The sequence below is a fragment of the Arthrobacter sp. CAL618 genome (assembly GCF_000468215.1).
Classification (GTDB): domain Bacteria; phylum Actinomycetota; class Actinomycetes; order Actinomycetales; family Micrococcaceae; genus Arthrobacter_D.
In genome coordinates, this window is the sequence record NZ_ASZW01000153.1 from 27,034 (window position 1) to 33,541 (window position 6,508).

9 protein-coding genes are annotated in these 6,508 nt (G+C 64.8%); 4 read left to right on the forward strand and 5 right to left on the reverse strand.

Annotation, left to right across the window (positions count from 1 at the left end):
• The 3 genes from K728_RS0109310 to K728_RS0109320 all read right to left on the reverse strand — a co-directional run.
• On the reverse strand, positions 1-641 hold a 641-nt coding region (locus tag K728_RS0109310), incomplete at its 3' end, for a TrmH family RNA methyltransferase (RefSeq protein ID WP_443110955.1).
• Positions 638-1,417: a sulfite exporter TauE/SafE family protein gene (locus K728_RS0109315; RefSeq protein WP_024476525.1), complete on the reverse strand. Its 780-nt coding sequence runs from the start codon at positions 1,415-1,417 to the stop codon at positions 638-640. The genes K728_RS0109310 and K728_RS0109315, both read right to left, overlap by 4 nt.
• Before the next feature lie 18 nt (positions 1,418-1,435).
• Positions 1,436-2,227: an ABC transporter ATP-binding protein gene (locus K728_RS0109320; RefSeq protein WP_024476526.1), complete on the reverse strand. Its 792-nt coding sequence runs from the start codon at positions 2,225-2,227 to the stop codon at positions 1,436-1,438.
• Positions 2,228-2,413: 186 nt separating this feature from the next.
• Here K728_RS0109320 and serB point away from each other — a divergent pair, with 186 nt between their 5' ends.
• The gene (gene serB / locus K728_RS0109325; RefSeq protein WP_024476527.1) at positions 2,414-3,298 is read left to right on the forward strand and encodes a phosphoserine phosphatase SerB; all 885 of its coding nucleotides are present in this window, start codon (positions 2,414-2,416) and stop codon (positions 3,296-3,298) included.
• 70 nt (positions 3,299-3,368) lie between these two features.
• Here the strand turns inward: serB and K728_RS0109330 are convergent, their stop codons facing one another.
• Together K728_RS0109330 and fabG are read right to left on the reverse strand one after the other, a co-directional pair.
• A complete protein-coding gene (locus K728_RS0109330; RefSeq protein ID WP_019482669.1) occupies positions 3,369-4,112 on the reverse strand; it encodes an SDR family oxidoreductase in 744 nt (247 codons plus the stop codon).
• A gap of 61 nt (positions 4,113-4,173) precedes the next feature.
• Positions 4,174-4,911 (reverse strand): 3-oxoacyl-ACP reductase FabG, encoded by a 738-nt coding sequence (gene fabG / locus K728_RS0109335; RefSeq protein WP_019482668.1) that lies wholly within the window; start codon positions 4,909-4,911, stop codon positions 4,174-4,176.
• Positions 4,912-5,061: 150 nt separating this feature from the next.
• Here fabG and K728_RS0109340 point away from each other — a divergent pair, with 150 nt between their 5' ends.
• From K728_RS0109340 to K728_RS0109350, 3 genes are all read left to right on the forward strand, one after another.
• A complete protein-coding gene (locus K728_RS0109340; RefSeq protein ID WP_024476529.1) occupies positions 5,062-5,475 on the forward strand; it encodes a DUF3099 domain-containing protein in 414 nt (137 codons plus the stop codon).
• The gene (locus K728_RS0109345) at positions 5,472-5,750 is read left to right on the forward strand and encodes a hypothetical protein (protein ID WP_024476530.1); all 279 of its coding nucleotides are present in this window, start codon (positions 5,472-5,474) and stop codon (positions 5,748-5,750) included. The genes K728_RS0109340 and K728_RS0109345 overlap by 4 nt, the downstream gene beginning before the upstream one ends.
• Positions 5,751-6,508: SURF1 family cytochrome oxidase biogenesis protein (locus K728_RS0109350; protein WP_024476531.1), on the forward strand; the 758-nt coding region annotated here is incomplete at its 3' end. It abuts the gene before it with no gap.

Here is a 6,508-nt window from a genome sequence, read left to right on the forward strand (position 1 = left end):
CGGGCGGCGCTGAGGTCGTCCAGGGCGATGGTCCTGTCCCCCAGGGCGAGGCCGGCAACCACGAATCCTGCCTCCTGCAGATCGCCGAGCTGCGCAGGCCACTCGGTTAATCTCACCCATGGCACCTGGAAAACGGCGCCCATGCTGACCCTGATTGCACGCCGGTAAAGCGGGTCGGCGCAGCGCGGACTGATCAGGACGGCGTCCACACCGAGTGCCGCAGCGGAGCGAAAGATAGCGCCGAGGTTGGTGTGGTCGACGATGTCCTCAAGGACAGCGATCCGGTGCGCGCCCTCCAGTACCCCATCGAGGTCGAGCGGACGGGGCCGGTCCATGGCGGCCAGCGCACCACGGTGCAGATGAAACCCGGTGATCTGTTCGAGGATCTGCTCGGTGCCGATGAAAGCGGGGACCGCGGGGAAACGCTCCAGCAGGTCCTGCAGATCGGGCAGCCATTTGTCGGTGAGAAAGAAGGACCGTGGGGTGTGGCCGGCGTCGACGGCTCGCCGGAGCACCTTGGTGCTTTCGGCAATGTAGAGGCCTTCGGCGGGTTCCCGTCGTCGGCGGAGCTGTGTATCGGTCAGGGAGGTGTAGTCCGACACCAGCGGGTCGGCGGGGTCGGTTAGGCGGTGGATGCTCATCCGGTGACCAGCCGGGCGACCATGATGTAGAGGGCGATCAGGCCGAGAGTCACGATGATCGACCGCAGCACTGCCGGACGTAGCCTGCGTCCGATCACCGCACCAAAGAAGCCGCCAATGAGTGAGCTGACGGCGATGACCAGAACCACCCACCAGTTGATACGGTCGAACGCGAAGAGCATGTACGAAATGCCTGCCACCACGTTGACGGCGAGCACCAGCAGGTTCTTCACTGCGGTGGCGTTCTGGATGGTGCCGTGCAGGAAAATGCCGAGGATACCCACCAGCAGGATGCCCTGAGCTGCGACGAAATACCCGCCGTAGACGCCCGCCAGGTACACGAGGATGGTCAGCCCCACGGGGTGGGCCCGGGTGGACTCCTTGCGTTCAGCCCGGAGCAGCACCCTGCGTTGCAGCGCGGGCTGGAAGATCACAAACCCCAGGGCAATGACGATCAGGATTGGCGCCGCGAATTCGAAGACCTGTTCCGGCAGATTCAAAAGGAGAGCTGCACCGGTGATCCCCCCGAGAACCGAGGCGGGAAGCAGGCGAAGGATGGTAGAGCGCAAACCGGCAAGTTCACGACGGTACCCCCAGGTTCCCGATACACCGCCCGCGATCAGGCCCATCGCGTTGCTGATGGTCGCTGTGACCGGGGCGAATCCCAGGGCGAGCAGGACCGGGAAGGTGACGAGCGTACCGGAGCCCACCACCGAATTGATGGCACCGGCCCAGAGACCGGCAACAAAAATGAGGGCACCCTGCAGCAGTTCCATCAGCAGGCGTACCGGTCGCTAGGCGCGGGAACGGGCGACAGCCGTGTAGCGGCCGTCCTGCTGGCGGACGTCGAGGGGCACATCGAAAGCTGCGCTGAGGTGCTCTTCGGTGAAGACGGTCTCGATCGGGCCGGAAGCCACTACCGCGCCGTCGCGCATCAGCATGGCGTGGGTGAATCCCGGTGGCACCTCTTCGAGGTGATGGGTCACTAGCACCATGACCGGTGATTCCTCGTCCTGGGCCAGGGCAGTGAGCCGGGTGATCAGGTCTTCACGACCGGCGAGGTCCAGCCCGGCGCCAGGCTCGTCGAGGAGCAGCAGCTCCGGGTCGGTCATCAGGGCCCGGGCGATCTGGACGCGCTTGCGTTCGCCCTCGCTGAGGGAGGCAAACGGCCGGTTCATGAAGGTGGACATGCCCCACGCATCGAGCAGGGCAAAGGCGCGGCGGGCGTCCTGCTTTTCGTACTGCTCCCGCCACCGTCCGGTGATCCCGTAGGAAGCGGTGACCACCACGTTGAGCACGGTTTCGTGCTCGGGTATCTGGGCGGCGAGGGCCGCCGAGGCGAGCCCGATGCGGGGACGCAACTCGAAAACATCCACCGCACCCAACACTTCGTCCAGGATGCCCGCGACACCCTGGGTGGGGTGGATGCGGGCGCCGGCGATCTGGAGCAGGGTGGTTTTGCCTGCACCGTTCGGGCCCATGATCACCCAGCGTTCGCCGTCCTTGACCTGCCAGTCCACGCTGTCCAACAGCGTCTTGCCGCCCCGGACAAGGCTTACCCCAGCTAACTCAAGAACATCACTCATAGCACTAGACATTAGGCCAACTAGCGCAGCAAACGCGAAACGGCGCCCGCCCGGCGCCCGGTGGGCAGGATGAGCGGCCGGCGTCGTCCGGGGAACTGATTTCGGGGCCCGCCCGGCGCCCGGCGATAATGGCTTGGTGGCGCTGACCGCGCTGCGGTTGAAGACCAATGGTGAAAGTGGAGGATTATGCCCAGGGAATTCGGTGTCGTCAGTTACGGTGTGCAGCTTCCGGATGAGTTTCTGATCGCTGTCCAGGGTGCCGTCCAGAACACCGGTGCCCAGATCATCGAACTCGAGAACTCGGGGAGCTCACGCTTCCAGGCGTCCACCGTTTTCGTCTCGTTCGACGGCGACGCCGCCGACCTGCGGACCGCTGTGCAGCCCCACCTGACGGGTGACCTGAGCTGCGCCGTCGTCCCTCCCCCTCTGGTTGACGAGGGACGAAAGCTCCTCATCATGGACGTGGATTCCACCTTGATCCGGCAGGAAGTCATTGAGTTGCTGGCTGCCCACGCTGGCCGGGAGGCTGAGGTCGCCGCCGTCACCGACGCGGCGATGCGCGGCGAAATAGATTTCACCCAGAGCCTCCGATCGAGGGTGGCGGTGCTCAAGGGCCTTCCGGTCAGTGTCCTCGCCGAAGTGGGATCGGTCATTGAGTTCAGCGACGGCGCCGAGGAGCTGGTCCGCCACTATCTGGCGGCAGGGCACGCGGTTGCTGCAGTCTCGGGCGGTTTCACCCAGCTACTCGACCCGCTGGCCGCCCAACTGAGCCTGACCTTCGCGGAGGCCAACGTACTGGGCGTCAGCGACGACGGACATCTCACCGGTGAGGTCGTGGGCCCGGTAGTGGACCGCGCAGCCAAGGAACGGGCCCTGCGGCGGTGGGCTGCGGAGGCCGGCGTGACGATGGAGCGGACCATCGCCGTCGGGGACGGTGCCAATGACCTCGACATGCTTGGCGCTGCTGGGCTCGGGGTGGCTTTCAACGCCAAGCCCGCGGTCCGTGCGGCTGCGGACGCCTCGATCGATCTGCCCTACCTGGACGTGGTCAGGCACTTCAGCCGGTACTGACCTGGACCGGGCTGACTCTTGATGGGCTTCACCGCCCCAGGACCCAATCCTGGGGCGGTGAAGGAACCGACTACTTGGTGAAGTACTCGTAGCCGCCGACGTACTCCGTGTGTCCGCTGGGGACATCGGCAGTGGCCATCTTCGCGATCTCAGCGGCAAACTCGGCGACCGAGTAGAGCCGCCCGGCCTGCTCGCGGCGCGCTTCAATCGCCCCGGGGGTGGCCCGGTCCAGCAGGGTTGCCGTGACGGTTCCCTCGATCATGTCGCCGGAAACCACAACCAGGGTGATGCCCTTGGCTTCCAGCTCAGGCAGCAGCTCGCGGAGGGCATCCTCACCGGCCCGCTTACTGCGAGCGACGGCCTCGTAGGCTGCCATCGTGGGAACCGTGTTGATGAAGTGCGCCTGGTGGCTGGTGATGAACACCACGCGGGAACCCGACGGCATCACGTCCATCGCCGCGCGGAGCATGTTGACCTGCGCGTCGCGGTTCAGTTTCAGGGCATAGTCTTCCTCGACTCCCGATTCCATCCCGCCCGACGCATTGAGGACCAGCAAACCCAGACCCCCGAAGTTGTCGACCGCTGCCTGGATCAGCGCCGCTGACCCCTCAGCGGTGGTCAGGTCGGCGCCAACAGCTACCGCCTTCCCGCCAGCGGCCTCGATCCCCGCCACCACCTTCGCGGCGCGCGGTGCCTTCTGGCGGTAATTGACGACGACGGCGGCGCCCTGGTCCGCGAGCAGTTTCGCGACATCAGCCCCGATTCCGCGTGATGATCCGGTGACGATTGCGGTTGTGCCATCCAACGCGGCCATAGATACTCCTCTTAGTCGGTGAAACATTAGTCAGTGAAAACGGGTGATAAACGCTGTGCTGTTAGTGACCCATGCCCAGTCCACCGTCGACGGGGATGACCGCTCCGGAGATGTAGGCGGCGTCGTCGCTGGCAATCCACCGCACCACGTTGGCCACCTCGGTCGGCTCAGCGAACCGTCGGGCCGGGATGGTGGCGAGGTAGTTTTTGCGGGTGTCCTCGGGCAGCTCGGCGGTCATATCGGTGTTAATGAAACCCGGAGCCACCACGTTCGCGGTGATACCCCGCGAACCCAGTTCGCGGGTGAGCGACCTGGCGATGCCGATCAGGCCCGCCTTCGACGCCGAATAGTTGATCTGCCCGGGCGCACCGTACAGCCCCGTCACCGAAGAGATCAGCACCACGCGGCCTTTCCGGAGGCGGATCATCCCCTTCGAAGCCCTCTTGATGACGCGGAACGCGCCGGTGAGGTTGGTGTCGATGACGTCGGTGAAGTCCGACTCACTCATCCGCAGCAGCAGCGTGTCACGGGTCATCCCGGCGTTGGCGACCAGCACCTCGACGGGGCCGTGGGCTTCCTCGACGGCGGTGAACGCGGCGTCGACCTGCGCTTCGCTGGTGACGTCGGCTTTCACACCGAGAAGTCCCTCAGGAACTTCCCCGCTGCGGTAGGTAATGGCCACCCGGTCACCGTTCTCAACAAAGGCTCGCGCAATGGCAAGCCCAATGCCGCGGTTGCCTCCGGTTACCAAAACACTGCGTCCCTGCTCGGCGTCTGCCACGGATTCCTCCAGAATCATTGCTCCAACTATCCCTGCCGATCCTAGCTGGGACCTGCTGAACTGCAAGAATGTGGCGAAGGGCAGCCGCCGGGGGAACCTTTGGTGGCTGCCAGGCTTTTAACATCTTGGGGCACTGAGTGAGACAATAGAAAGGTCCCTTGGAGTGTGATGAGCAAGCAAATCCGGCATGGCGCTGACGTCCACAGTATTACCGATGCGCGAAGCGCCCACAGCGATGAAATACGCGGGCGAATGATCAAATATTCCATTTCGATGGGTATCCGTCTCGTCTGCATCGTCCTCGTGTTTTTCGTTGAGGGCTGGCTGCAGTGGGTGGTGATCGTTGGTGCGGTGGTGCTGCCGTACTTCGCGGTGATCTTCGCTAACGGTGGGTCCGACACCAGCGACCTGCCCCACAGCCAGTCGCTGATCGATAATGTGCCCCTCCCCGCTCTTGAGACCGCGGCCCCGGTGTCCCCGGAGCCCACCGACGACGTGCTGCAGGGCGAAATTATTGACGACGACGACGTCGACCCGGCCACCACCAACGACAAGCTGTACAGGGGACGTCCCACCGTATGAATCTTCTTGACCAGCTGCAGCAGCTCAGCGCTGCCCCAGGAACCACGCGGGAGCCGGGCGGCCGGCCCGCCGAGACCGTGTGCTCACGCAAGGCGTGCCGGCTGCCCGCAACCTGGCAGCTGCTATGGAACAACCCAAAAATCCACACGCTAGAGCGCCGGAAAATTTGGGTCGCGTGTGGGGAGCACCGCGACTGGCTGGAGAACTACCTGCAGACCCGTGATCTGTGGAAGGAAACCCTGCCCCTGGCGGGCTCAGCCGAGGACACAGCATAGATGTACCGGTTTCTCGTTTCGCCCCGCTGGCTGGGGTGGTTTGCCCTCGTGGTCCTGCTCGCCGTCGCGTGCAGCTCCCTCGGTATGTGGCAGCTCGACCGTCGTGACCAGCTGGCCGACACGATCCAACGGATCGAAGCCAACTATGACCAGCAGGCCGTCCCGTATGCAGCGGACACCGCCGATTTCAGATCGTTTGACCCTGCCGAGGAATGGCTGCCCATTGAGCTGACCGGAACCTATGACACGGCCAACCAGCTGGTGGTGCGCAACCGTCCCTTCAGCGGACGCCCCGGCTACGAGGTGCTGGTGCCGCTCAAACTGGCGGACGGGTCAGCGGTGATTATCAACCGCGGTTGGCTACCGATCGGCAATGATGCGGCGGGCCGTCCCGATGCTTTCCCTCAGCCGCCCGACGGCGAGGTCACCGTGACGGCGAGGATCAAGCCGGGTGAGCCGCAGCTGGATCGCGGGGCCCCGGAGGGCCAGATCGCGTCCATCAACCTGGCACGCTACGACGAGGTCCTCGACTACGAGCTTCAGACGGGTGCCTACGGGCTGATGTCAGCCGAAAGCCCGGCACCGGAGACTTCGCCGCGGATCTTCCCCCGTCCGTCCCTGGACGCCGGACCGCACCTGTCCTACTCCATGCAGTGGTTCGCCTTCGGCGGCCTGTTGTTCGTCGGCTTCGGCTACGCCGCCCGGCAGCAGCAGCGGACGGACGAAGAAGAGGCCGCAGAAGCCAACGGCACCATCTC